At 66.2% G+C, this 25,439-nt stretch carries 18 protein-coding genes; 9 read left to right on the top strand and 9 right to left on the bottom strand.

Translation table 11 applies throughout. The features are described from left to right. Window positions 1–15: 15 nt before the first annotated feature. The 8 genes from ABD791_RS09800 (at window position 16) to ABD791_RS09765 (ending at window position 12,974) form a co-directional block, all read left to right on the top strand. A complete protein-coding gene (locus tag ABD791_RS09800) occupies window positions 16–780 on the top strand; it encodes a gamma-glutamyl-gamma-aminobutyrate hydrolase family protein (RefSeq protein ID WP_345065560.1) in 765 nt (254 codons plus the stop codon). Continuing rightward, a complete protein-coding gene (locus ABD791_RS09795) occupies window positions 777–1,547 on the top strand; it encodes an SDR family NAD(P)-dependent oxidoreductase (protein ID WP_345065557.1) in 771 nt (256 codons plus the stop codon). The genes ABD791_RS09800 and ABD791_RS09795 overlap by 4 nt, the downstream gene beginning before the upstream one ends. After that, complete coding sequence (locus tag ABD791_RS09790; protein WP_345065554.1) at window positions 1,544–2,920, top strand: glutamine synthetase family protein; 1,377 nt, start codon at window positions 1,544–1,546, stop codon at window positions 2,918–2,920. Before ABD791_RS09795 ends, ABD791_RS09790 begins: the two co-directional genes overlap by 4 nt. Before the next feature lie 4 nt (window positions 2,921–2,924). Then, the gene (locus ABD791_RS09785; RefSeq protein WP_345065551.1) at window positions 2,925–4,367 is read left to right on the top strand and encodes an aldehyde dehydrogenase family protein; all 1,443 of its coding nucleotides are present in this window, start codon (window positions 2,925–2,927) and stop codon (window positions 4,365–4,367) included. A 21-nt stretch (window positions 4,368–4,388) separates the two neighbouring features. Beyond that, window positions 4,389–5,126 (top strand): FadR/GntR family transcriptional regulator, encoded by a 738-nt coding sequence (locus tag ABD791_RS09780; RefSeq protein ID WP_345065548.1) that lies wholly within the window; start codon window positions 4,389–4,391, stop codon window positions 5,124–5,126. A gap of 432 nt (window positions 5,127–5,558) precedes the next feature. Next, entirely contained in the window at window positions 5,559–7,682 is a 2,124-nt protein-coding gene (locus ABD791_RS09775) for a purple acid phosphatase family protein (protein WP_345065545.1), read from the top strand. Window positions 7,683–7,795: 113 nt separating this feature from the next. Then, complete coding sequence (locus ABD791_RS09770) at window positions 7,796–12,016, top strand: metallophosphoesterase (RefSeq protein WP_345065542.1); 4,221 nt, start codon at window positions 7,796–7,798, stop codon at window positions 12,014–12,016. A 157-nt stretch (window positions 12,017–12,173) separates the two neighbouring features. After that, window positions 12,174–12,974: a TIGR00645 family protein gene (locus tag ABD791_RS09765; protein WP_345065540.1), complete on the top strand. Its 801-nt coding sequence runs from the start codon at window positions 12,174–12,176 to the stop codon at window positions 12,972–12,974. 125 nt (window positions 12,975–13,099) lie between these two features. Here the strand turns inward: ABD791_RS09765 and ABD791_RS09760 are convergent, their stop codons facing one another. The 3 genes from ABD791_RS09760 to ABD791_RS09750 all read right to left on the bottom strand — a co-directional run bounded on the left by ABD791_RS09760 (window position 13,100) and on the right by ABD791_RS09750 (window position 19,769). Then, on the bottom strand, window positions 13,100–14,407 hold the full coding sequence (locus tag ABD791_RS09760) for a glycosyltransferase 87 family protein (protein ID WP_345065537.1): 1,308 nt from the start codon (window positions 14,405–14,407) through the stop codon (window positions 13,100–13,102). Between the two features lie 269 nt (window positions 14,408–14,676). Further along, a complete protein-coding gene (locus tag ABD791_RS09755) occupies window positions 14,677–18,507 on the bottom strand; it encodes a DEAD/DEAH box helicase (RefSeq protein ID WP_345065535.1) in 3,831 nt (1,276 codons plus the stop codon). A gap of 263 nt (window positions 18,508–18,770) precedes the next feature. Beyond that, the gene (locus tag ABD791_RS09750) at window positions 18,771–19,769 is read right to left on the bottom strand and encodes an acyltransferase family protein (protein WP_345065533.1); all 999 of its coding nucleotides are present in this window, start codon (window positions 19,767–19,769) and stop codon (window positions 18,771–18,773) included. Window positions 19,770–20,194: 425 nt separating this feature from the next. Between ABD791_RS09750 and ABD791_RS09745 the strand changes: the two genes are divergently transcribed. Then, window positions 20,195–22,387 (top strand): ATP-dependent Clp protease ATP-binding subunit, encoded by a 2,193-nt coding sequence (locus tag ABD791_RS09745; protein ID WP_345065531.1) that lies wholly within the window; start codon window positions 20,195–20,197, stop codon window positions 22,385–22,387. Between the two features lie 72 nt (window positions 22,388–22,459). Here the strand turns inward: ABD791_RS09745 and ABD791_RS09740 are convergent, their stop codons facing one another. Genes ABD791_RS09740 through ABD791_RS09715 form a run of 6 tightly spaced genes read right to left on the bottom strand, consistent with a single transcriptional unit; the run spans window position 22,460 to window position 25,319 of the window. Beyond that, window positions 22,460–22,987: a phage tail protein gene (locus ABD791_RS09740; RefSeq protein ID WP_345065528.1), complete on the bottom strand. Its 528-nt coding sequence runs from the start codon at window positions 22,985–22,987 to the stop codon at window positions 22,460–22,462. A 40-nt stretch (window positions 22,988–23,027) separates the two neighbouring features. Continuing rightward, window positions 23,028–23,525, bottom strand: coding sequence for a phage tail protein (locus ABD791_RS09735; RefSeq protein WP_345065525.1), 498 nt, complete (start codon window positions 23,523–23,525; stop codon window positions 23,028–23,030). A gap of 41 nt (window positions 23,526–23,566) precedes the next feature. Next, window positions 23,567–24,073: a phage tail protein gene (locus ABD791_RS09730; RefSeq protein WP_345065523.1), complete on the bottom strand. Its 507-nt coding sequence runs from the start codon at window positions 24,071–24,073 to the stop codon at window positions 23,567–23,569. 6 nt (window positions 24,074–24,079) lie between these two features. After that, entirely contained in the window at window positions 24,080–24,385 is a 306-nt protein-coding gene (locus ABD791_RS09725) for a DUF6916 family protein (RefSeq protein ID WP_345065520.1), read from the bottom strand. After that, window positions 24,382–24,891, bottom strand: coding sequence for a GNAT family N-acetyltransferase (locus tag ABD791_RS09720; RefSeq protein WP_345065517.1), 510 nt, complete (start codon window positions 24,889–24,891; stop codon window positions 24,382–24,384). Before ABD791_RS09720 ends, ABD791_RS09725 begins: the two co-directional genes overlap by 4 nt. Further along, window positions 24,891–25,319: a DUF6916 family protein gene (locus tag ABD791_RS09715; protein WP_345065514.1), complete on the bottom strand. Its 429-nt coding sequence runs from the start codon at window positions 25,317–25,319 to the stop codon at window positions 24,891–24,893. Before ABD791_RS09715 ends, ABD791_RS09720 begins: the two co-directional genes overlap by 1 nt. Window positions 25,320–25,439 lie beyond the last annotated feature (120 nt).

Genomic DNA, 25,439 nt, shown 5'->3' with positions numbered 1-25,439 from the left:
CACCAGGAGCAGTCAATGACGAAGAAACCACTGATCGGGCTGAGCGGCCGCCGCGGGGCCGGCCAGATGCTCGGTGCCCCGCGCGGGTTCGCCGACGCGCCCCTCGACATCTACATGAGCGAGTACGCCACGTCGGTGCAGCGTGCAGGCGGAGTGCCGGTGCACGTCGCCCTCGACTGCGTCGCAGAGGAGATTGTCGAACACCTCGACGCCGTCGTCTTCTCGGGCGGAGAGGATGTCGACCCTCGCCGGTACGGTGCGGCCCCCGGCCCGCACACCGCCGCCATCGACCCGCACCGTGACCGCTTCGAGCTGGAACTGTTCCACGCGGCGATGGCACGCGGCCTGCCGATCCTCGGCATCTGCCGCGGCGCCCAGCTGATCAACGTGGCCAGGGGCGGCAGTCTGATCCAGCACCTCGAGATCGGCTCCGGCCAGTCCCACGCGTCGTATGCCTACCCGCGCGCACACCGCGTGCACGCCGTGACCCTCGAGGCCGGGTCGACGGCGGCGGCGCTCTACGGCGCATCCGTCACCGTCAACTCGTTTCACCACCAGGCCGTCGACCGCCCGGGCGACGGAGTGATCGTCACCGGCCGCGCCGACGACGGCGTCGTCGAATCGTTCGAACTCGCCGGCCTGCCCGTGCTCGGTGTGCAGTGGCATCCGGAGGTATTCGGCGGCGACCCCGTCTTCGACTGGCTGCTCGACACAGTGCGCACACGCGCCACAACCCAGAACCCACCCAGATCCACCATCGGCGCCGAGGAGGCAGCATGACCACGAGACACGCAGACAAGAACGCATTCATCACCGGTGCCGGGTCAGGGATCGGCCGCGAGACCGCCCTGCGCCTCGCCTCCGAGGGTGCCCGCGTGCTCGTCACCGATGTGAACCTCGCCTCTGCGGATGCAACGGTTGCGCTCATCGAGGCGGCCGGCGGTGTCGCGCTCTCTGCGCAGGTCGATGTGCGTGACCGGGCGCAGATCGCCGCGGCAGTGCAGAAGGCGAAGGATGCCTGGGGCTCGCTCCACCTGCTCGTGAACAACGCGGGTGTCGTGACCACGCACTCCTTCGCCGACCTCACCGAGGACGCCTGGGACTTCGTTGTCGACATCAACCTCAAGGGCCAGTGGCTCGTTGCCCAGGAGGTGACCAAGCTGATCGCCGAATCCGGTGGCGGCGCGGTCGTCAACCTCTCCACTGTCGAAGCACTCGTCGTCGTGACGAGCGGAACGACGGCGCAGCCGCACTACAACGCCAGCAAGGGTGGTGTGCCCATGCTGACCAAGGCCCTCGCCGTGGAGCTGGCCGAGAAGAACATCCGGGTCAACTGCGTCGCACCGGGCCCGATCGCCACCGACTTCTTCGACCTCGAGGGCGTCACCAGCCCCGAGGCATTCGAATTCATGAAGACCCGTTTGCTGGTGCCGCGCATCGGCATGCCGGCCGACGTCGCTTCGGCGGTGTCGTGGTTGCTCTCCGACGAGGCGAGCTTCGTCGACGGCATCCAGCTTCCGGTCGACGGTGGCTGGCTCACGCGATGACGACTCACGACTACCTGCTGAAGCCGTCCGAGCTGCTCGCCGCCGGCATCCGCACCGTCATCGTCGCTTCTCCCGATCTGCAGGGGCGGCTGATCGGTCGCCGGATTCCCGCCGAAGGTTTCGATCGGGTCGTCGAGAACGGTGTCGATGTTTGCACCTGCGTGTTCGCCTGGGATGTCGAGCAAGGGCTCGAACTGATCGAGGCCAATGTCTTCAAGCTCTGCGGCATGCACAACGGGGTTCCCGACGTCACTCTGCGGCCCGACCTCGGCACGCTGCGCCGCGCGGCCTGGCTCGATGGCGTCGCCATCTGCCTGGCCGACCCGGTCGATGTGAAGACCGGCGAGCCGCTGCCCTTGTCGCCACGGGTCATGCTCAAGCAGGAGCTCGCCCGGTATGAGGAGCTCGGCCTCATCCCGCAGGCCGGCACCGAGCTGGAGTTCTACCTCTTCGCCAACTCTTCGCGGGAGCTGCGCACCAACGGCTTCCGTGACCTCGTGCCGACGACGCTCATCCCGAGCGACTTCATGATCCATGAGGGCAACACTTACGAGCCGTTCTTCCAGAAGCTGCGCGCCGACCTGCTGGCCAGCGGCATCGAGATGGAGGCCGCGCAGTCAGAGTGGGGCACCGGGCAGTGGGAGATGACCTTTGCCTACGGGCATCCGCTCGAGATGGCCGACCGGCACTCGCTCTACAAGCTCGCCGTGCGCGATGCGTCGGCCGCGGCCGGCATGACGGCCACGTTCATGGCTCGCCCGCTGAACGGCCAGCCCGGATCCTCGTGCCACGTGCACTTCTCGCTGCTCTCCGCCAACGGCGAGAAGCTGTTCTGGAGCGACACCGCCGAGCACAATATGAGCCAGAAAATGCTGAATGCGCTCGCCGGCGTGCTCGAGCACACGCCCGACTTCATGGCCTGGTATGCGCCGACCATCAACTCGTACCGCCGGTCGAATTCGACGGATGTCGCGGGCTTCGGCCGCACCTGGGGCCTCGACAACCGCTCGGTCTCTGTGCGCGTTGTCGGCCACAAGCCGCAGCACATGCGCTTCGAGTTCCGGCTGCCCGGTGCCGACACCAACCCGTATCTCACCCTGACCGGCCTGCTCGCCTCGGCCCGCGACGGGTTGGAACGTGAGTTGACGCCCCCGGCGATGGTCGAGGGCAACGCCTACGAGCTGCCGAACGACCCGGCGATGCCCATGCATCTGGCCGAGGCTGCGGCGAGCTTCGCCGCGGCGCCGTTCGTGCAGGAGACCTACGGCGCAGACACCGTCGATCACTTCCGCATCCTGCTCGAACATGAGTGGAACGTCTACCAGGCGACGGTGAGCGACTGGGACCTCAACCGCTACTTCGATCGGATCTAGCTCAATGAACCTGCCAGAACTGACCACCTGGATCGACGGAGCGGCCGAACCGAGCGAACTGGCCGACGACACGTGGCTGCACGACCCGAACACGGGGGCTCAGCTCGCACCGTCACGTTCGTCGTCGACCGCCCAGGTCGATCGTGCGATCGCTGCGGCGCACGCGGCGCACGTCGACGGCGAGTGGCTGCGCCTCGGTGTCGCCGGGCGTGCGCCTTTTCTGCTCGCCCTGGCCGACCGGCTCGATGAGCTGGCCGCCGAGATCGCCGAGCTCGACGCGCTGAACAGTGGCGTGCCGATCAGCGTGACGCGGCTGTTTGCCGGCAGCAACGGCGACACGATCAGGTCGGCGGTTGCCCGGGCCGTCGCGCTCGGCGATCACACGGTTCTGGCCGCCGAGCAGGGCGGGGTGCAGCTGCACCGGGTTCCGTGGGGCGCCACCGCGCTGATCATGCCGTGGAATGCCCCGTCGGCGATGGCGGTGAAAAAGCTGGCCTATGCGCTGGTTTCGGGAGCGCCGGCCGTGATGAAGCCCTCGCCCGCCTCACCGTGGAGTGCACTTCTGATCGCTGCAGCGACGGCGGAGCTCGGCTTTCCGGCCGGCGTCGTCAACCTGGTTCTCGGCGGGGCAGCGGTGGGCAATCAACTCGTCAGCGACCCGCGCATTCGGGCGATTTCGATGACCGGCTCCACCCCCACCGGGCGCGCGATCGCCGCGGCGGCCGGCCCGAACCTCACGCGCCTCCGGCTCGAACTCGGCTCCAACAACGCAGCGATCGTGCTGCAGGATGCCGACCTGTCGGCCGCCGCCGCGAGCATTGTCTCCGGGGCGATGAAGCTGTCTGGGCAGTGGTGCGAGGCCCCGCGCCGGGTCATCGCGCCCCGCGAACTCGTCGACCCGCTGGTCGAAGCGCTCGTCACGGCGATGTCCGCCCTGCGCATTGGATCGAGCCTCGATGAGCAGACCGAGCTCGGCCCGGTCGCCTTCGAAGGACGCAAGCTCGAACTGGAGCATCAGCGTGAAGCTCTGCGGGCAGCGGGCGGCGTCGTGATTGAGGTCGGCGCGGCCCCCGCGGACGGCTGGTTCTTCGCCCCGACGCTCGTGGTGGGCGACACCATCGATCTCGACCTGGAGATCTTCGGGCCCATGCTCACCGTGCAGCCCGCCGACAGCGTCACCCACGCCATCGACCTGGCGAACGCCGGTCACGTCGGACTGGCCGGCTACGTCTTCGGCCAGGACGAGAGCACAGCGCGCGCCGTCGGCATCCAGCTCGATGCCGGAGAAATCAAGATCAACGGCACCAGCGTGCTCGATCTGTGCGCCGACTCGGCGCAAAGCTTCTTCGGCTCCAGCGGAATCGGCGGTCACGGTGACGCCGACGTACTAGATTTCTTCTCAGGGAAGCGAATCATCGGTACCGACAAACCAGGATTGCCCCTGTGAGAAATGGCTGGTGGAGCTGTGATGGGCACCGATAGCGGCAACGTCGTCGAGATTGACCAAACCAATGTGCGGGCGATCCCTGGCTACCAGGCCGTCGTCGACTATCTGCGCCGCGAGATCACTCTCGGGCGGATTCGGCCGGGCGACCGGCTGCCCGCCGAGCGCAAACTCGCCGCACAGCTCGGCGTCGCCAGGGAGACCCTGCGGCAGGCGCTGCGCATCTTGGAGGGGAGCGGCCAGGTCGTCATCCACCGAGGTGCGGCCGGTGGCCCCGTCATCCAGGAAGCCCTGATCGACCCGCAGATGATCAAGCTCGACATGGCCGGTCGGGCCGAAAGTATCCTCGACCTGGCCGAGTTCCGGTCGATCACCGAGTCGGCCGCCGCACGGATGTCCGCCGAGCGCCGATCGGACGACGACCTGGCCCGCATGCACGAGGCACAGGCCGAGCTGCTCGCTGCGAGCACCAAACACGACTCCCGCCTGGCCGACACCACATTCCATCTCGCGATTGCGGCATCCGCCGGCAACTCGATGCTGCTGCAGTCGATCGAAGACGCGCGGGTGAAGATGTTCGCCCCGGTTGACCTGATGAGTTTCGAGTTCGTCAAGGACTCGAGCTATGAGGCGCACGAGGAGATCCTCGCCGCCATCGCCCGGCACGACGCCGACGCGGCGGGGGAGGCCATGCGCGCCCATCTTGCGACGACGAAGCTCGAGTTCGAGCGCCTGATCGGCGACGCGGCCCCAACTGCCTGACGCTCCCTGACGCTCCCTGACGCTCCCTGACGCTCCCTGACGCCGCCAGACGCCGCCAGACGCCACCTGACGCTGCCTGAGTCGCGCGTTCTGCTCGAGCCGCTCGTTCCCTCCGCGCTCGCGTGCAACCTTCCGCGCGCGTGCATCAATCCGCGAGTGCGGGCAAATGGTCGCTCTGACTCGCCCCGAAGCGACCATTTGACCGCACTCCTGGAGTCGCACGTGCCCGGAGTCGCCTGCCCAAATCGCGTGCCCACCCCCACTCGGGTCACCCCCGTGAGACGGTCATCCGGTGAACGCCGAAACCCCAAGCTGAGCCAGAGTTGAACACTCTCTAAAGCTTGAACCAACACCCCTCGTTGGGCCGATTTCGCGCGTTACGTTGACAGCGCTGCCGGTCATATTGCTGTGCCGCGGCTCCACTGACACTTCGTGACGCGACCGCGTCCACCACCCAAGGGGGCATCCACCGGGATGATCGGCAATCTGATGACGCGCTGGGCGAATTCGCCGAAGAAGCGCAACACCGTAGTGGCCGGCGGCGTCATCGCCGCACTGGCGCTGACCGCCGCGGGTGGAGGGATCGCCTTCGCCGCCGGAGGTCTCGCTCCGCCCCCGGTTGCGCCGGCGAGCGTGCACCTCGCCTCTGCCGTGCCCGACCGGGTGATTCTCACCCCGAGTGCGACGCCGGCGAGTAGCCAGAATGTGTCGTGGCGCACCTCGTCCGACGTGACAGCACCGCAGGTGCAGCTGGCCGCCATGACCGACGGCCCGATCACCGCATCGACCACCGTCTCAGCCGTGAGCACCACCCAGATCGCCACGGACCTCGGCTACGCGATCAAGTACCACACCGCGACCCTGACCGGCCTGGCCGAATCGACGAGCTACGTCTACCGAGTCGGCGACGGCGAAACCTGGAGCGAATGGTTCGAGTTCGCCACGGCATCCGCAACGGCTGCGCCCTTCAGCTTCTTGGTGCAGGGCGATGCCCAGAACGATGTCAAGTCGTATGCATCGCGCTCGTTCAGGGCTGCGTTCGAGGCGCGTCCCTACGCCAAGGCCGTCGTGCACCTCGGCGACCTCATCGACACCGACATCGCCGATGCCGAATGGGGCGAATGGTTCTCGGCCGCCGGCTTTCAGAACGCGTACCTCAACGTGATGGCCACCCCGGGAAACCACGAGTACTACCCGGGACCGCTGCTGACGAAGTACTGGAAGGCACAGTTCGAGTTTCCGGAGAACGGCCCGGCCGACACCCCGGAGATCAAGGCGCAGTTCAGCGAGAACACCTACTTCGTCGACTACCAGGGCGTTCGGTTCATCTCGTTGAACGCCTCGCAGATCAACGGCGCCGACATGACGGCGCAGACCAACTGGCTCGACGCCGTGCTCACCGAGAACCCGAACAAGTGGTCGGTCGTATCGTTCCACCAGCCGGTGTTCTCAGTGACCAGTGGCCGCGACAACAAGACCATCCGTGACGCCTGGTTGCCGATCTTCGAACGCCACAACGTCGACCTCGTGCTGCAGGGCCACGACCACGCCTATGGGCGCGGCAACCTCTTCGCGAACGAGCAGAACCTGCCAGCCGGCGCCGACCCGGCCACCAGCCAGACCGGCCCGGTCTACATGGTCACCGTCGCCGGACCCAAGATGTACGTGCCAGACGACCCGGCCAGCAACAACTGGATCACCAACGGCGCCCACCTGCGCAGCATGAACCGCGACACCCAGATGTACCAGACGGTCGATGTGACGAACGACGAAATCCACGTCGAAAGCCGCAAGGTCACCGGTGAGCTGTTCGACGCATTCACGATCACCAAGACGGATGCCGGCGCCAAGCTGGTCACCGACGAGACGGTCGCACGCGCCAGCGGCCCCGGTTCAAGCCGATCGACGATCAACGCCCCTGAGCGGCCGCCGGTCACGGTGCCGAGCACCCCGACGACTACTCCGCCGACCACCCCGACCCCGACCCCGACCCCGACGCCGACGCCCACGCCGACGACGACTCCGAAACCGACCGCGACGCCGAAGCCGACGGTCACGCCGACCGCGACGCCGAAGCCGACGACGGAGCCGACGACGGAGCCGACCACGGAACCCACCGCATCCCCGACCCCTGCGCCCGGCTCGCTGGAGCTCTCGGCGACGGGAGTCGCGGCCGGCGGCAACTTCTCGATGAAGGGTTCCGGCTTCACTCCGAACGAGGACATGGAGGTCACGCTGCACTCCGACCCGGTCATCCTCGGCTACCCGACCGCCGACGAGTCCGGAAACTTCACCTTCACCGGGCGCATTCCGGCGGGGATTCCGGCCGGCACCCACACGGTGATCGCCCGAGGCCTCGAGTCGGGGGTGACCGCAACGGCCTCCGTCACGGTGCTTCCGGTCGGCTCTGCGAGCACCGGGGTGCGTGATCTGGCCAGCACGGGCGTCGCACAATTCGGAACGATCATGGCCCTCGTGGGACTCACCGTTCTCGCCGGCCTGACCCTGCTGATCCTGGCCCGTCGACGTCGCGCCACCCGCGGTGACAGCGCATGATCCGCGCCGACACGACCGATGAGTCACAGCCGTCGCACGAACCGTCGCAGCAGCCGTCGCAAGATCAGTCGCAACATCCGTTGAAACACAACGCCAGGAAAGGCCGACAACCCATGACGAGTTCGTCATCATGGTTCCGCAGCAGCCCACGCAGTAGCCCGAACAGCGGCCCACCGAGCGGCGGGCGGCGCGGCACGCGACGCGGCACGCGGGCGGCGGCCACGCTCATCGTGGCCGCCCTCGCGGGAGCATTGCTCACACCGATCATCGGCGTCACTGCCCCCGCCTCGGCGGCGACTGTGACCCCGGCCGTGCAGCACGGACCCTCGCGCATCCCCGACCGCATCGTGCTCACGCCCTCCGGCGACCTCGCCACCTCGCAGGCCGTCACCTGGCGCACCGCCACCGGGGTCACCACGGCGCAGGCGCAGATTCGGCAAGCCACCGCCGAGCCCTACCGCACCGACTACAAGACGGTCACGGCGTCCGACACCGAATCGGTGTCGACGACGCTGGGCTACACCGAGCTGTTTCACAGCGTGAAATTCACCGCCCTCACCCCGGCCACGCAGTACATGTACCGGGTCGGCGACGGCACGAACTTCAGCGAATGGCAGCACTTCACCACGGCTGCGGCCACGGCGGAGGACTTCTCGTTCATCTACCTCGGCGATGTGCAGAACGGAATCAAGGCCGACGCCTCCCGCGTCATCCGCAACGCGTTCCGCGACCGTCCCGATGCGAGCATCGTGCTGCAGGCCGGCGACCTGATCGATGACGCCAACGACGACGCCCAGTGGGGAGAGGTCTTCGACGCCGCCGGCTACAACTTCGGCACGCAGAATTTTCTCGCTGCGGCAGGCAACCACGAATACGAGGGCGCCGCGCTCTCCTCGCAGTGGCAGGCGCAGTTCGAGTATCCAGACAACGGCCCGAAGGGGTCCGCCGAGGTCAACGCGCTGCTCGACGGCACCGTCTACTCGACCGACTACCAGGGTGTGCGGTTCATCTCGTTGAACAGCAACATCACGGATGCCCCTGCGCTCGCCGTGCAGACCGAGTGGCTGAAAACGACGCTCGAGACCAACCCCAACAAGTGGACGGTGGTGTTCTTTCACCACCCGGTGTTCTCGCTCGATGAGGGGCGCAACAACCGGGCCATCCGTGAAGCCTGGTTGCCGCTGTTCGAAGCAAACAACGTCGACCTCGTCTTGCAGGGACACGACCACAACTACGGTCGCGGCAACTCGAACGACGCCGAGAAGGGCAACCCGACCGACTGGAACTCCACCCTCGCCTACGACGGCCCCGTCTACGCGGTCTCCGTCGTCGGTTCCAAAATGTATGCCGGAGCCGGACCCCGCCTCTGGACGGAGAACGATGCCCACCTGCGCAAGCTCGGCGGCGGCATCGAGCTCTACCAGCTGATCGATGTCTCCGGCGACGAACTCCGCTACGAGTCACGCACGGCAGACGGCGAGTACTACGACGGGCTCACCATCGTCAAGAACGATGCCGGCAAAGCGGTGACCGACGACACCGCACCGCAGGTCATCGACCCGGGAACCCCGAACCCGTGCCTGGGCTGCAACCCGAACCCTGACCCCAACCCGAATCCGGGAACGGGCGAGCCCGGCGACGCCGTCGACTACACGGTTGACGGCAGCATCGCCTCCGTGAACAAGACGAACGCGAAGCTCCCCGCCGGGTCGGCCTATTCGGAGGACAAGGACCGCCTCTACCTCGGCGACCAGAACTCGCGCGAGATCTTCGAGGTCAATCCCGACACCGATGAGGTCACCCGCCAGATGACCCTGCCGGAGAACATCCGCGACATCGGCATCGACGACGACAAGCAGCTGCTCTATGTCGGGCAGCAGAACCGCAACTGGGTGGTCGTCTCGATCGCCGATGCCACCTTCGGTCAGGTTGTGCGCGGCCCGTTCCCCTTCATCGAGTCGAACCGTTCGATCGACGTCGACCCCATTCGGGGCTACGTCTATGGCGCCGTCCCGTCACGGGGTATCGAGGTTTTGAACGCCGAGACCGGTGAATCCATCGGTGTGGTCGGTGGAACCGCCGACGCCTACTACGTGGCGGCAGACCCAGAGAACGGCCGGGTTGCAGCCGCCTACTTCAGCGATGTGGCCGATGCCGTCAATATCGAGGCCTTCGATGTCGACCACGACTTCGCGTCGCTCTGGGAGAAGACCAGCCGCGCCAACCCGCGTCAGCTCGACTTCGACTCGACGAACGGCCTGCTCTACGTCGGCTACACCGGAACGACGGCCGGAAGCGGCGGATTCTCAGTGCACGACCCGGCAACGGGTGCGGTGCGCGGCGACTTCGCCGATCCGTCCTACGGCAAAGACGGCTACGGCATCTCGGTCGACGAGGAGCACCAGCGGGTCTTTGTCTCCAACCGTGACTTCCGGCTGAATCCGCCCGGTTCGGAAATGGCTCCGGTGGCCGTCACGATCAGCAAGCGCGTGCTCGACGCAACGTTCGACTACGCGCCGGTTGCCAACCTCGCATCCGTGAGCAAGCCGAACGCCCAGCTGCCGGCCGGTTCCGCCTATTCCGAAAGCCGGGACCTGCTCTACCTGGGTGACCAGAACTCGCGCACCATCTTCGAGGTGAACCCTGACACCGACACCGTCGTGCGCCAGATGACCCTGCCGGAGAACATCCGTGACCTCGGCATCGACGACGCGAACAAGCTGCTCTACGTCGGGCAGCAGAACCGCAACTGGGTGGTCGTCTCGATTGCGGATGCCGACTTCGGTCAGGTCGTGCGCGGGCCGTTCCCCTTCATCGAATCGAACCGTTCGATCGATGTCGACCCGGTCAAGGGCTACGTCTACGGCGCAGTGCCGTCGCGCGGCGTCGAGGTGCTCGACGCCGTCACCGGCGCCTCGCTTGGTGTGGTCAACGGCACCGCGGATGCCTACTATGTCGCGGCCGACCCGGCCAACGGCATCGTCACGACGACGTACTTCAGCGACGTGCCCGATGCGACAAACGTCGCGGCGTTCGATGCGAACAACGACTTCGCGATGCTCTGGCAGCAGACGACCCGGGCAAACCCGCGTCAGCTCGACGTGGACTCGACCCACGGGCTTGTCTATGTCGGCTACACCGGAACGGCCGTCGGTTCCGGCGGATTCTCGGTGCACGACCTGCGCACCGGGGCCCTGTTGGCCGACCTCGCCGACCCGAAGTACGGCAAAGACGGCTACGGCATCTCGGTCGACGAAGAGCACCAGCGGGTGTTCGTGTCGAACAGGGACTTCCGTCTGAACCCGCCTGGATCGGAGATGGTCTCCGCCGCGGTGACGGTCAGTCAGCGAGCACAGGCCGGCGGGCCGACCACCCCGACGACTCCGCCGACGACCCCGCCGACAACTCCGCCCACCACACCCCCGACTACCCCGCCGACGACCCCGCCGACGGATCCGCCCACTGTGCCGACGGGTCTCAGCTATACGCCCACCGCGCTCGCGGCCATCCCGTCAGCGCAGGCCAACCCTGATCTCGACACGAAGCCGGTCGGCTCCGTCGTCGACTCGAAGACCGGTCACGTCTTCGTCGGAAATGAGCAGCGGCCGGCACGGGTCGTCGAAATTGACCCGAAGACCGACACCGTCGTGGCGACCCACCTGATTCCGGGTGGCACGGCCGAAGGTGTGCGCGACGTGGCCATCGACACGGCGAAGAACGAGCTCTACGTGGCATACGGGGCGGCGTGGGCCGTGCTCAATCTCACCGACGATACCCTGGTGCGCGGGCCGTTCGCGTTCTCCGGCAACGTGCGGGGCATCGACGTCGACCTGGTCGGCGGGCGTGTGTTCGGCACGACCCGGGGCACCGGCTTCGATGTGGCGGATGCGACGACGGGGGCTCTGACGACCACCGTCACCACGGTGGACGCCAACTGGCGCTCGCACGGCATCGCCTACGACCCGAGCACGAACCGCCTCTACCTGAGCAATTCAGACGTCACGAATGCGACGGCGGCGGTACGGGTCTACGACGGCACGAGCCTCACGGTCGTTGACGAGGTGGCCACGGTCTCCGCTCCCGACCTGCGTTCGGTGGCGGTCGACCCGATCAGCCAGCGGCTGTACCTCGGTCACCAGAGTGACGCCTACGAGGCCAGCGGCGTGTTGATCCTCTCGGCCACGGATCTCAGCAAGATTCAGGACTACACCGGCACGGCCTTCGGCAACAAGGTCTACGGAATCTCGGTGGACTCCGCTCGGGGCACGGTCTATGTCTCGGCTAGAGATCGGCTCCCGGCCGGGCTCGTCTCGTTGCAGCGGGCCGCCCAGTAGGGGCAGTGTTGTAGCCCGCAGCGCACTGCAGGGCATGCTCAACGCAGCCGGTGCCACCCTCGAAGCGGGGTGGCACCGGCTGCTTTTTCGGCGGACTCACAGCCATCCTGCCCTGCTGCAGCACGAACGTTCAGCGGGCGTGCGATAAAATTCAGGGATGACCGACGCGCCGACAAAACTGCCGACCACCCGTCAATATCCCCCGCAGAACCGCTGGCTGCAGAGCGTCGGCTTTCTGATCTTCTTCAGCCGTTGGCTGCAGGCGCCGCTCTACCTCGGCCTGATCGTGGCCCAGGTTGTCTACGTCGTCGTTTTCATCACCGAGCTTGTGCACCTCGCCGGGGAGGTCTTCAACGACCTGAGCCACATCGACGAATCGATGATCATGCTCAGCGTGCTCGGCCTGATCGACGTCGTGATGATCGCCAACCTGCTGATCATGGTGATCATCGGTGGCTACGAAACGTTCGTCTCGAAGATCAAGATCGACGGCCACCCCGACCAGCCCGAGTGGCTCTCTCACGTCAACGCGAACGTGCTCAAGGTCAAACTGGCCATGGCCATCATCGGCATCTCGTCGATCCATTTGCTCAAGACGTTCATCGAGGTCGGCGACATGGCTCCCCGCGGCGAGGTGAGCACCGGCAAGAACATCACCGGTGAGAGCTACACCTGGGACGGCGTGATGTGGCAGGTCATCATCCACATGGTCTTCATTGTCTCGGCCATCGCCCTCGCCTGGATCGACAAGATCTCCCGCAGCGATGACCACCACCAGGCACCCGTTCTGGTTTCGCACCAGGTGCAGGCGTCGGTAGATCACGCTCCGACGGCGAACGCCTCGCACGCCCACACGTCAACGCATGTGCCGGCCGCTCACGTCGAGCCGCTCGACCACTCGCATGGGGGCGGCCAGCACCCGCACCACACCGCAGAGCCGGAGCGCGAACGCGTCTAGCTTCCGGTGGTCGAGCCTGGCGAGACCGGGCGAGCCATTCACTCAGGCTGGGTCACGTCTGAGGATTGGCTCGCGAGGTCTCGAGACACGGGCTCGCTGCGCTCGCACGCTCCTCGACCAACGAGCTAACGCACCGCAGAGCGCGCGACGCGGGCTGCGACCACCGCAGGCTCGGTGGCCCGCCCGCTGGCCAGCATCCAGAGCCGTTGCACCGACCAGCCGAGCATCACGATCAGCATGGCGTTGCGCACGGTGAGCACGATCAGGGCTGCCGGGTCTCCGTCGATCAGCGGCAGGTAGAAGACCGGAAAGATCAGGGTGGTCAGCACGCCGATCGCGAGCATCAGGTAGGCCGGGATGCGCCAGCGCTGCCAGTCCGTTGCGACGCCGACGGCGATGATCGGCGCGATCCAGAGCATGTATTGCGGTGAGCCGACCTTGTTGAAGACCACGAGCGCCGACGAGAGGGCGAGTGCGCCGAGCAGCAGCAGATGAGCGCTGTCGGCGTTGCGTCGTTTCGCGAGGAGGATCAGGGCCACCACACCGCTGATCGCCAGAATCATGAGCGGGGTCATCGCGGAGGCGGCAGCGGCGGCGCCGGGGCCGGCGACTTCCCTGGTCGCGATCGCGAAGTTTTGGTAGACGAAGCTTCCCGGCGATCCGAGTGCGGCCAGCCACACCCAGGGCGTTGAGACGGGGGCCTCCAGCTGCAAGGCCCGGTCGGATTGCATCGTGATGAACCCGGTGAGATAGCCCAGGCCGTCCAACGCCCAGACGCCGGCCACGACCCCGGCCGACACGACGACGGCGGTCGCGATCACGCTCATCCGGTGCCGGGAGACGGCGACGATGGCGAGCAGCACGGCGACCGGCCAGACTTTGATCCAGGTGGCGACGGTGAGCAGCACCGCGGCGATGACCGGCTGTCTGGCGAGCAGCACCAGCGCGATGATCACGAGGGGGGCTGTGATTCCTTCGAGTCGGAGCAAGGCGACCGGGCTGAGCACGAAGCACAGCAGCATCCACCACCAGGCGGCCGCGTAGCCGCTGGAGCGACGCCCGAAATCGGTGAGGGCGGCGATCGCCCCGGCATTCAGCGCCATCGTCATCAGAAACCAGAACACAAGATAGAGGCCCGGCCCGCCGAGCGCGGCGAGTGTGATCGGCGCGAGGGCGCCGATCGGATAGACCCAGGGCAGGGTGAGGCCGGGCCAGATCTGACTGTTCAGGCCTTCCTCTGCCCAGGTGCGATAGAGCGGAAGGTCGCCGAGCGCCCCGCCCACGACGATCGTGGGGAGGAGCGCCAGAAAGTAGATCAGGTGCACCAGCAGAAACCCGATAAGCAGCGTGCGCGGGCGGGTCAGCCAGGCGCGACGCTCCGGCGTGAGTGTGGTCGCAACGCGCCGGTCGACATCTTCGAGAAAAGCTGACAAAACCCACGCCCTCTGCCGCTGGTCACAACTCGCCGTCGTCCCCTGAAACGGAGGTCGACATCCCTTGGCAGCTTAGAAAGCGAGCTTGGGAGAAGGGCGATCCGCAACCGACATTTCGGGGTCTCAAACTGAGAGTGCTCTCAGTTGCGCTTTCCGTCAACGGGGCGTGCGTCCCCGGCGCCGAGCTTGACACTTCCGGTCGAGTTGCCCTGTTCTGCCGGGCAAACTCGACCGGAACGCACAAACTCGGCGACAGCCCGGGGCCCGCGTCAGGACAACAGCTCGCGGATGTCCGCCGCGCTGAGGCCCGTTGCGCTCACCGCGCCATCCGTCATCACGCTCTCGAACAGCTGCGCTTTCTGCGCCTTGAGCGCCATCACCTTCTCTTCGATGGTGTCCTTCGAGACCAAGCGGTAGACCATCACATTCTTGGTTTGGCCGATGCGGTGCGCGCGGTCGACGGCCTGCGCCTCGGTCGCCGGGTTCCACCAGGGGTCGAGCAGGATGCAGTAGTCGGCTTCGGTGAGGTTGAGCCCGAAACCGCCGGCCTTCAGGCTGATCAGAAACACCGAGGTGTTGCCGTCTTTGAAGTCGGCGATGGCCTTCGCCCGGTTGCGGGTCTTGCCATCGAGGTAGGAGTACGAGACGCCGGCGGCGTCGAGACGGTCGCGGGCCTTGCCGAGATACTGGGTGAACTGGCTGAAAATGAGGGTGCGGTGCCCCTCGGCCACGACATCCTCGAGCAGCTCCATCAGCGCGTCGAGCTTGGTCGACGGCACATCGGAGTACTTCTCGTCGTAGAGGCTCGCGTCGAGGCTGAGCTGACGAAGCATGGTCAGTGATCTGAAGATCTCGAACCGGTTGGCGTTCATGTCCTCGATCAGCCCGAGCACCTTCTGCCGCTCGCGCTGCAGGTGCATCTGGTAGACCTTGCGGTGCTTCGGGTGCAGCTCCAGCTCGAGCACCTGCTCCTGCTTTGCCGGCAGATCCTTGGCGACCTGGTCTTTGGTGCGACGCAGCATGAACGGGCGGATGCGGCGGCGCAGCTGCGCGAGGCGCTCGGAATCGGCGTCTCTCTCGATCGGTTTTTGGTAGTACTCCGCGAAGCGTGACGGGCTCGGGAACAGCCCGGGAGCGGTGATCGAGGTCAGCGACCAGAACTCCATCAGGTTGTTCTCGAGCGGGGTTCCGGTGATCGCCAGTTTGAACGGAGCCTTCAGTCGCCGGGCGCAGAGATGCGCGCGCGATTGGTGGTTCTTCACGAATTGGGCCTCATCGAGCAACAGCCCGGCCCAGCCGATGGCGTTGTACTCCTCGAAATCGAGCCGGAACAGCGTGTACGAGGTGATCACGACATCCACCTCAGCCGCGGATGCCGCCAGATCGGCCGAGCGCTTGGCCGACGTCTCTGTGACGGCCACGACCCGCAGATCGGGCGCGAACTTCGCGCATTCGGCCGCCCAGTTCGACACGACACTGGTCGGCGCGACGACGAGGAACGGGGCCGGCGCGGTGCCCTGCTCTCGCTGCCTGTCGCGGGCATGGGCAATCAGGGCGATCGCCTGCAGGGTCTTGCCGAGGCCCATATCGTCGGCGAGGATGCCGCCGAGCTGGTTGTCGTAGAGAAAACTGAGCCAGTCGAAACCGCTCTGCTGGTATTCGCGCAGGCTCGCGTTCACCGACTCCGGCAGCTTCTGGGCGGCGACCTGGGTCGCATCCGTCAGCCCCTCGACGGCCTGCCGCCAGGCTGAGGCCTGCGCGGCGACGAGACCGAGCTCTTGCAACTCCACCCAGAGGTCGGTCTGAAACCGGCTGATTCCGAGCGAGGGGGAGTGCGAGTCTTGCAGGCCGCGCGCCTCTTCGATCAAACGGCGCAGCTGGGCGAACTCCGGCCGGTCGAGACTGAACCAGGTGCCGCTGCCGAGAATGAGCAGCTCCTGCTCGGTGGCCAGCGCGCGGAACAGATCGTCGAACGGAATCTCCTCGCCCTCGATCGACACTGTCACCGCGAGGTCAAACCAGTCGCGGTCGTCGGGCCGCTCGGTGGTGGCGAGGCTGATCACCGGGGCCTCGTCGGCCTCCCGGTACTGGGGGCCGTCGTCGGGAAGCTGCACGAACACGTGACCGGATGCCGTCAGTGCGGCCGTCGCGCCCGCCAGAAACTCGATCATGCGGGCACCGGTCAGCGTGCTGCGTTCGGCCAGCCGGGGCCGACCGCCGCTCTGCTCGAACAGGCTGTCGAAGGGCGCGAGCACCGGGGCGAGCTCCCGCAGGATCTCGGTCTCATGCGCCGGGTCGCGGTACTCGGAGTCGGATTCGGGGGCGCGGAGGCGGAGTCGGGGGCCGGCGTCTGCGGGGGCGGATGGGGCGGCGGTGGCGGTGGTGGCGGCGGCGGCGATGGCCGCTTCCGGCTCGGTCGGCTCTGTCGTTTCGGTCCCGGGCTCGGCAGCCGAGTCGGCGCCTGTTGCGACTGCGGGTTCAGCCTCCACCTCAACGCGAGGCGTGGCGTACTGCCAGGCCCAGTTCAACGCGATGCCGGCATCCGTCGTGTGTGCCAGCTCAAGCGAGAGAAACGGGCGAGCCGTTGCGGGAAGCTCGAACGAGCCGTCGCTGCTCGTCAGCTCAAGCTGGCGACGCAAGAACGGGTAGTAGTCGGCCAAGAAAGCCGGCTCGTCGCCCGGCGGAATGACGATGTTCTCCGGCGCAGCGAGCAGACGGCGCAGGGGAGTCTCGAGCTTCGTGGCCAACGGGGCCAAAGTGATGCGGGCGCCGGTGGCCGAACCCGTGGCGGGAGCGCTGGCCGAACGCCGCGCCGAGTCGCGCGTCGAGCTGCGTGTTGACCGGGCCGAACTGCGCGGTGTGCTGTGGGGGGAGTCCGGCAGCTGCCACGCGAAAACGCCATGCGCGGGCTCGCCGATGAACCCGAAACGGATGCCCTCGGAGCGGTCGTCGGCATCGGCATCGGCATTGGAGTCGGCGTTGGCGTCGCTGCTCGTGCCGGTGCCGGTATCCCTGCCGTTGCCGCCGTCGACACTGCTCTGCATCGCGGGCGCGGGCGCGGGCGCGGCCTCGGTCAAGTTCAGCGCTGGCGCCAGTTCCAACCCGGTCGAACGCCGAGTCAGGTCGAGGGCGACGGTCGCCGGTGCGCTCAGCAGCGTGATCGGCTCCTGTCCTGGCGCCGTCGAAATCAGCGGAAGGCCGCTGCGGCGGGCGTCGTCGAGCAGCTCCCACAGCGCCCGGCTGCCGAAGCCGTCGAGGTGCATCCACTGGTCGATGTGCACAAAATAGCTCTGTCCGGCCGAGTAGAGGGCGTAGAGCGCACCGAGAATCTTCTGGTGCTCAGCGTTGTAGGTGCCGCGGGCGTAGCTGAGGTTCGTCCAGTTCAGGTTGCCGCGAATCCAGGCGCCCTTCTTGCCCATCACCATCGGGCGGATGCCGAGCCGGTACGTCGAGGGGCCGGGCGTCATCCGGCTCGATCGAGTCGCCTCGAGCACCTCGAATTGCAGGGCGAGCGGAGTACTTGTCGACGCGGCTGGCGCGCGCGTCGGATGGGCCAGCGGGGCGAGCTGGCGCTGCCAGGCCGGGATGGCGGGGGCGCTCGCGGCACCGCGTGAGGTCGCGCCGGCTCTCGCGCCGGTCGAAGGAGTGAAGGCGGTTGCCGTACCCCGGCCGGTCTCCGCGTCGCTGCCGCCCTCAAAGTCGGGCACGAGAGCGGGAAACGAGACGCCACGTCGGGCAGACGAACTGCCGGCGGAGCTGCCGAACGGGCCGGCACCTGCGCCGTCACCGTCGGCGAAGTCGGTCGGCTCTGGCCGGCGGCCGGCGATCAACAGTGCGGCGACATGCTTGCAATTTCGGCCGACCGGGCAGCTGCAGACTCCCGACACGTTCATCACGATGCCCGACTGACTGACCGCGAAGGAGATGGTCACCGAATAGGGAGTGTCGGTTGATCCGGCAACGCGGCCGAGCAGCTGGGTGCCCGACTCCGGCCAGACCATGTCAACGACGTTGCCGTTGCGCGCGTAGCGCTCACCGCGTGAGAAAACCTGGCTGCCGACAAGGCGGGCGATCTCGTGAGTGCTGAGAAGAGGGGTCATAGAGTGCGCAAATTCCAAACGTGACGGTCTTTCATTCTCGCACGCCGCATCCGCACAAAAGCTGGCAGCGAGAGGGTGTGGAAAGCCGGCGCATCGCCGAGTCGGCGTCGCGGAGGGCGCCTGTCGGTCTCGACGGCTCCTCACCGGCAGCGCGTGCGCTCAAATCGTCGCCTCGTGACGGCGCAGACGACGATTTGAGCGCACGCGCGGGTCGATAGGGTCTCGGCAGGCTCGACCAACGGCTTTGGAATGCGAGGACGTGACTAGTCGCGGCGCGAGAGCCGGCCGACGCGCGCCACGCCGGTCAGCCAGGGGGATGCCGGTGTGCGCAGCACGGCGAGCCCGATCAGCCAGGGAACGGTGAGCGTCACCACGAACAGGAGCCAGTTCGGAACAGGCGGGGCGAACCTCAGCATCAGCCAGAACACGAGCGGATGGAGGAGCACGACGGTGAGCCCGGCGTAGGCCAATCGGGTGGCGCCGACGTTGAGCCACGGGGACAACGTGGAGTGGCGCGAGACCGCCAACCGCGCGAAGGCGCTCTCGGCCACCAGCACGAGTCCGAAGGAGATGGCGGAGGCGGTCAGCACGCTCACGCCGGGGGTGCCGTAGTTGCCTTGCTTGATGTCGAGAGGTGCGGAGATTCCGCTGGCCACGAGCGCGGCGGAGCCAACGAGCAGCACGGTCCCGACCAGGCCGGGTCGAGCGATGTGCGGGCGCAGATCGTGGGCGATGGTTCCGAGCACCAGGAAGATGAGGCAGGGAAGCGCCGAACCGATCGCGAAGGGAGTTTGGGCGAGCTCGTCTCCCGCGAGGTATCCGAGCACGGAACCGCCGACCGCGATCGCCCAGACCAGCGGACGGGGCAAGAGAAACAGGAGGCGAAAAAGCATGACGGTGGCGAACAGCGCTGAAACAAACCAGAACGTCGTGTACGGCAACGCTGAGTGCCTGCCGTTGAAGAACGGACCGAGGAGCCGGGCCCCCGTCGTGGTCTCGAGCGTCGCATCCAGCGGCACGAAGACCAGCGCAATGAGAATCCACCACGATGCATACGGCCGCACGAGAGTTCGTGTTCTGGCCTTGAGTTCCACCATGAACGGTCTCTGGGCTGACCAGAAGTAGCCGGCGAGAAAGAAGAACAGCGGCACGTGCCAGCTGTAGAAGAGCGGGCGAACCAGGGGCGTGGCCAGAGTGTGGCCCGCGACGACGGCCGCGACACCGAGAACGCGCACCGCGTCGATCGCTCCAGACCTTGTCACGTTCGGCTCACCTGCTCACCAGTAGATCACCATCTCGTTGGTCGAGGAGCGAGCGCCAGCGAGCATCTCGAGACCTCGCGAGCCGATGTTCGAACGCAACCCGAGTTCAAGAATTGGCTCGCGAGATCTCGAGACGCGGCCTCCTTCGTCGGCTGCTCCTCGATCAACGGAATCATCATCTACCTAATCGACCTCGCGAGCCGATGTTCGAACGCAACCCGAGTTCAAGGATTGGCTCGCGAGATCTCGAGACGCGGCCTCCTTCGTCGGCTGCTCCTCGATCAACGGAATCATCATCTACCCAATAGACGCGTGCTCCTGCGTCGCGTGCTCCTCGACCACCGCAAGCAGTGGCATGTGGACGGTCAGGTCGATAGCGTGGAGTCAGTCGCACTCGACCGATGCTCGACCGTGGAGGACTTCAGATGCAAGCCGGACAGCAACCGCCCCAGGAAGACGCAAAGACCGCTCTCGAGCAATACGGAGTGAATCTCACCGAGATTGCGCGCAGCGGCAAACTTGACCCGGTGATCGGACGTGACGCCGAGATTCGCCGGGTCAGCCAGGTTCTGACCCGCCGCACCAAGAACAATCCGGTGCTGATCGGCGAACCCGGCGTCGGCAAGACCGCGGTCGTCGAGGGGCTCGCCCAGCGCATCGTCGCCGGCGATGTGGCCGAGTCGCTCAAGGGCAAGCAGCTCGTCTCTCTCGACCTGGCCGCCCTCGTGGCCGGCGCGAAGTACCGCGGCGAGTTCGAAGAACGTCTGAAGGCCGTGCTCAAGGAGATCGACGAGGCCGACGGTCAGATCATCACCTTCGTCGACGAGCTGCACACGCTGATGGGCGCGGGCGGCGGCGAGGGCTCGGTCGCGGCCTCTAACATGCTCAAGCCCATGCTGGCCCGCGGCGAACTGCGACTGATCGGCGCCACCACGCTCAACGAGTACCGCGAATTCATCGAGAAGGATGCCGCGCTCGAGCGCCGCTTTCAGCCGGTGCACGTGGGGGAACCGAGCGTCGAAGACACCGTTGCTATTTTGCGCGGGCTCAAGGAGCGCTACGAAGCCCACCACAAGGTGACCATTGCCGATGCGGCCCTCGTCGCGGCGGCATCCCTCTCGAACCGTTACATCACCGCCCGGCAGCTGCCAGACAAGGCCATCGACCTAATCGACGAGGCGGCCAGCCGACTGCGGATGGAGATCGACTCCGCGCCGGTGGAGATCGACGAACTGCGCCGCAGCGTCGACCGGCTCAAGCTCGAAGAGTTGGCGCTGAAGAAAGAGAAAGACGACGCGTCGAAGGCGCGGCTGGCCAAGCTGCGCGAAGACCTCGTCGAGCGTGAGAGAAACCTCCTCGAGCTCCAGACGCGCTGGGACAAAGAACGTGCTTCGCTCAACCGGGTCGGCGAGTTGCGCGAGAAGCTCGACGCCGCACGCGGCGCGGCCGATCGTGCCCAGCGGGAGGGAAACCTGGAGAAGGCGTCCCGGCTGCTCTACGGCGACATCCCGGTGATCGAACGTGAACTGGTCGAAGCGGAGAAGGCCGAGTCGACGGGGCCGCGGATGGTCAACGAACAGGTCACCTCCGAAGACATTGCCGCCGTCGTGGCCATGTGGACCGGCATTCCGGTGGGGCGTCTGCTGCAGGGCGAGACCGAGAAACTGCTCAACCTCGAGGGTGAGCTCGGCCACCGGCTGATCGGCCAGAAGCAGGCCGTGCGCGCGGTTGCCGATGCGGTGCGCCGCAGTCGGGCCGGCATTTCAGACCCCGACCGGCCGACCGGATCGTTTCTCTTTCTCGGCCCGACCGGTGTCGGCAAGACCGAGCTGGCCAAGGCGCTCGCCGAGTTCTTGTTCGATGATGAGAAGGCGATGGTGCGCATCGACATGAGCGAGTACGGCGAGAAGTTCGCCGTCTCGCGTCTCGTCGGCGCCCCTCCCGGCTACATCGGTTACGAGCAGGGCGGTCAGCTGACCGAGGCCGTGCGGCGTCGCCCCTACTCGGTGATTCTGTTCGATGAGGTCGAGAAGGCGCACCCCGAGGTCTTCGACGTGCTGCTGCAGGTGCTCGACGACGGCCGATTGACGGATGGCCAGGGGCGCACCGTCGACTTTCGCAACACGATTCTGGTGCTCACCTCGAACCTCGGTTCGCAGTATCTCGTCGACCCGGCGTTGACGGCAGAGGAGAAAGAGGCGGCCGTGCGCGCGCTGGTGCGGCAGTCGTTCAAGCCGGAGTTCGTGAACCGGCTCGACGACATCGTCGTCTTCTCCGCACTGTCGAAAGAAGATCTCGGCCAGATCGTCGAGCTTTACATCGATCGTATGCAGACGCGGCTCAGCGACCGTCGTCTCGAATTGGCCGTCACACCGGATGCGCGGGCGTGGCTGGCCGAGCGCGGCTACGACCCGATCTACGGGGCGCGTCCGCTCCGCCGCCTGATGCAGCAGGAGATCGACGATCATCTCGCGCGGGCGCTGCTCTCCGGGGCGGTGCATGACGGCGACGTGGTGCGGGTGGATCTGGCGCCAGACGGCGACTCGCTCAGCGTGGCATCCGCTGGCCGGCCGAGTGTGGATGTCGACGTGGAGGCGGACAGCCTCGACCAGCTGTAGGGCTCGTTGGTCGAGGAGCGAGCGCCAGCGAGCAGCTCGAGACCTAGCGAGGGTGGCTACCCGCCCAAGTAGCTACGTGCGCGGCGGAAAGACGCCCTGCAATGCGATGCAGAAGCTGAGTGTGAGATACGGCGACAGGTTGTTGTGCGGCTGATTCTGGCCGGTCCGAGAGATCGCAGCGTTCGTGACGGGCTGGCCGGCGGTGGTGGAGTAGGCCTTCTCGGTCGCACGCCCGTAGCGCGGAATGGCCCAGAGAGCTCCCTCGGGCGAATTGAGGGTGCCCGGGATGTCGAGGGCCTGGATCTGGTGGGTGTGAGACGGGATCTCACTTTCGAGCAGCGTCACGGTGTCGACACCAGAGCTTTCGCCGAGGTCGCGAAGACTCAATCCGGGGCCCTGGCCGGGGGCGATCAACGATCTGCCCTGCAAATCAGGAAGTGCGAAGTTGCTCTTTCCGTCTCCGCCGTACGTCGTACCGAGCAGGGAGAACAGCGCCGTGTTCTGGGAGAGCGGCAGGAGCTGACCGTCGCAGAACGCCCAACCCCTGGGGGCGAAATTGAACGGAAAGATGCGGATCTCGGCGACGAATGGGTCAGCCATGGCAAGTCACACTCCAGATAGTTCGGGCATCGATGGCGGGTTAGGTCTGACTCGGGAAGATGCCCTCGAGCGCGATCATGAAGGACACCGTCAGAATCGGCGGGAGGTTCAGGTGGGCTTGACTGTCACCGATCGCGGTGATTGCGGCAGGATTCATCGCCACGAGGTCGGTGGAGGTGGTGAATGACTGCTTGCCCGGAGCAGCGAAATAGTTGCCTTCTGGCGTCAGGGCGTTGGCCGGGGATGCGACATTCAGTCCGTGAGTGTGCGCCGGAAGCTCCGCCACGGTGAGAGTGTGCGCTTCCGCTCCGCCATTCTCGCCGAGGGTGTGCCCCTGCCCGGTGTGCATGGGCATGCGTCCTTGCAGATTGGGCAGGGCGAAGTTCACCCGGCCGTCACCGCCGTAGGTGGTGCCGAGCAGGGAGAACAGCGCCTGGTTCTGGTTGATCGGCAGGAGCTGTCCGTTGCAGAGGGCCCACCCCTTGGCAGCGAAGACGAAGGAGGTCATGCGTATCTCGGCCAGGAACGGTTCAGCCATGGAGGCTCACTCTCTCACTCATTCGGGCAGGCATCAGCGGATTAGGTCGGGCTCGGAAAAATGCCGAACAGCGAGATGATCAGGCTGAGCGCAAGGTACGGGGGCATATTGTCGTGCGGCTGGCTGCCGCCGGTCTGCGCGAGCGCGGCCGGATGCAGCTTCTTGGCTCCGGTGACAGCGGCGTCGCTGTAGGGATTGTCCGACCAGGCGGCCCAGGCCTTCGCGTCCGGAATCGACGAATTGCCCGCCGACTTCGAAGCGAGCGGAACATGGTTGTGGATCGGAATCTGCTGGGTGGTGAGCGTCACTGCTTCTGCACCGCCCGTTTCTGCCAGGGTGTAGCCGTTTCCCTGGTGGATGGGGAACCGCCCGCGAAAGTCGGGCAGTGCGAATGTCGACTCCCCGTCGCCCCCATAGGTGGTGCCAACAAGCTGGAAGAGTGTCTCGTTCTCGGAGATCGGAATGAGCTGTCCTTCACAGAACATCCAGCCTGCGGGAGGAAAGTTTCCGGCGAAGATGCGAATCTCTCCGACATACGGTTGAGCCATGGGTGGTCAGCCTTCCTGCACGGTGAAGTGCGCGTCGTAGACGATGCCGAGGGAGGAAGAACTCACCGGCACGATAAAGATTGCGCTCGGCTCGAGGCCCTCGGCGTCAAAGATGAAAGTGCCCTGCCCGAGTGGGGTGGCGGCGCTTCCCCGAAAGCTGAGTGAGTAGGAGAACCAACCGCCGGATGTGACGGCGGGGCTGCACTCGACGAGCTCGAGATCGACGTTTCCTTCGGGTTCGACAGCGACAGTGAACGTCGCGCCAACACGGGTGGCGAAATGCTGGTAGTCGGATTCGGGCGTTGCGCTCATGCGGGAATTCCTTGTTTCAGGTGGGCCGGACGCCTCATCGCGAGCCGGCCGCCGACCGCGCCAGTGGTGATGAAGTTGTGTCGCTGGTACCACCGAATCGCCGGTTCGTTGAGCTCCCAGACCGAGAGCTCAACCGTTCGGACGGTCGCGTCGGCGTGGCTGAGCAGCGCATCCAGCACAGCTGTTCCGAGACCGTGGCCCTGGTGCTCGGCAAGCACGGCGATGTCCACGAGGCGAATGCTTCCGGGCAGCGTGTTGGTGACGATGTGGCCGACGGGACTCCCGTGTGCGGTGATGACCTTGTGCTCTGCATCGGGGTACCTGGTCGAGAGCATGGCGGCGTGTGCGGTGAACTGCAGGTCGACGATGGCCTGCGCCGCCGCATCCGTGCCGGGCAGGTGAGCGAAGTCGGCAGCCCGCGAGTCGGTGAAGAGGCGGCGGATGAGTGCATCGTCGCCTCGCGCGGCAGTGCGCAGAGTAACGGTGACGGCGGAATCGAGAAGCATTAGGCCTGCCGGTTGACGAGGGCCTGCAGAGTGCGCACCTTCGCCTCGGCGTTCACCGGCGAGACGAACAGTTCGGTCATCGGAACACCGGGGCGGCTGATCTTGTAGATGCCCTGTTCGAATCGAGCATCTTTCGACTCGAACAACAGGTTGAATCGGTCTTCGTCATCGGCGATCGTCATCGGGGCAAGATCGCCGATTGATGCCAGGGTGACAGGAAAGCTTCCGGCCGAGGACACCGCCGTGAAAACCTGGCCGACCGAGCCCGCGAAAATGGACCGCGCCGGAATAGCAGGTGGGCCAAAAGAAGCGGCCAGTGCAGAAAGCGAAGCACCGACCCGACCCGGGTTCGCGGCAATGGTGACGGCGGTGAGGCCGAGGGTGCCGAGCCCGAGGGCAACAGCGGTGCGGCGTGACACATCCGGCACAGCGAGACCTCCCAGAACTCAAGTGGTCAATTCGAACACCGACAGAAATCCTATGCGATGACAAAGCGGAGCAACCACCCCCACTTTGGGGAGTTCGCTCGTGTCGCAAATCTGGCAGTC

It is taken from the genome of Glaciibacter kafniensis (assembly GCF_039538945.1).
Taxonomy (GTDB): domain Bacteria; phylum Actinomycetota; class Actinomycetes; order Actinomycetales; family Microbacteriaceae; genus Cryobacterium; species Cryobacterium kafniensis.
Note: the sequence above shows the minus strand (reverse complement) of the source record. Positions and strands in the feature narration are given on the sequence as shown.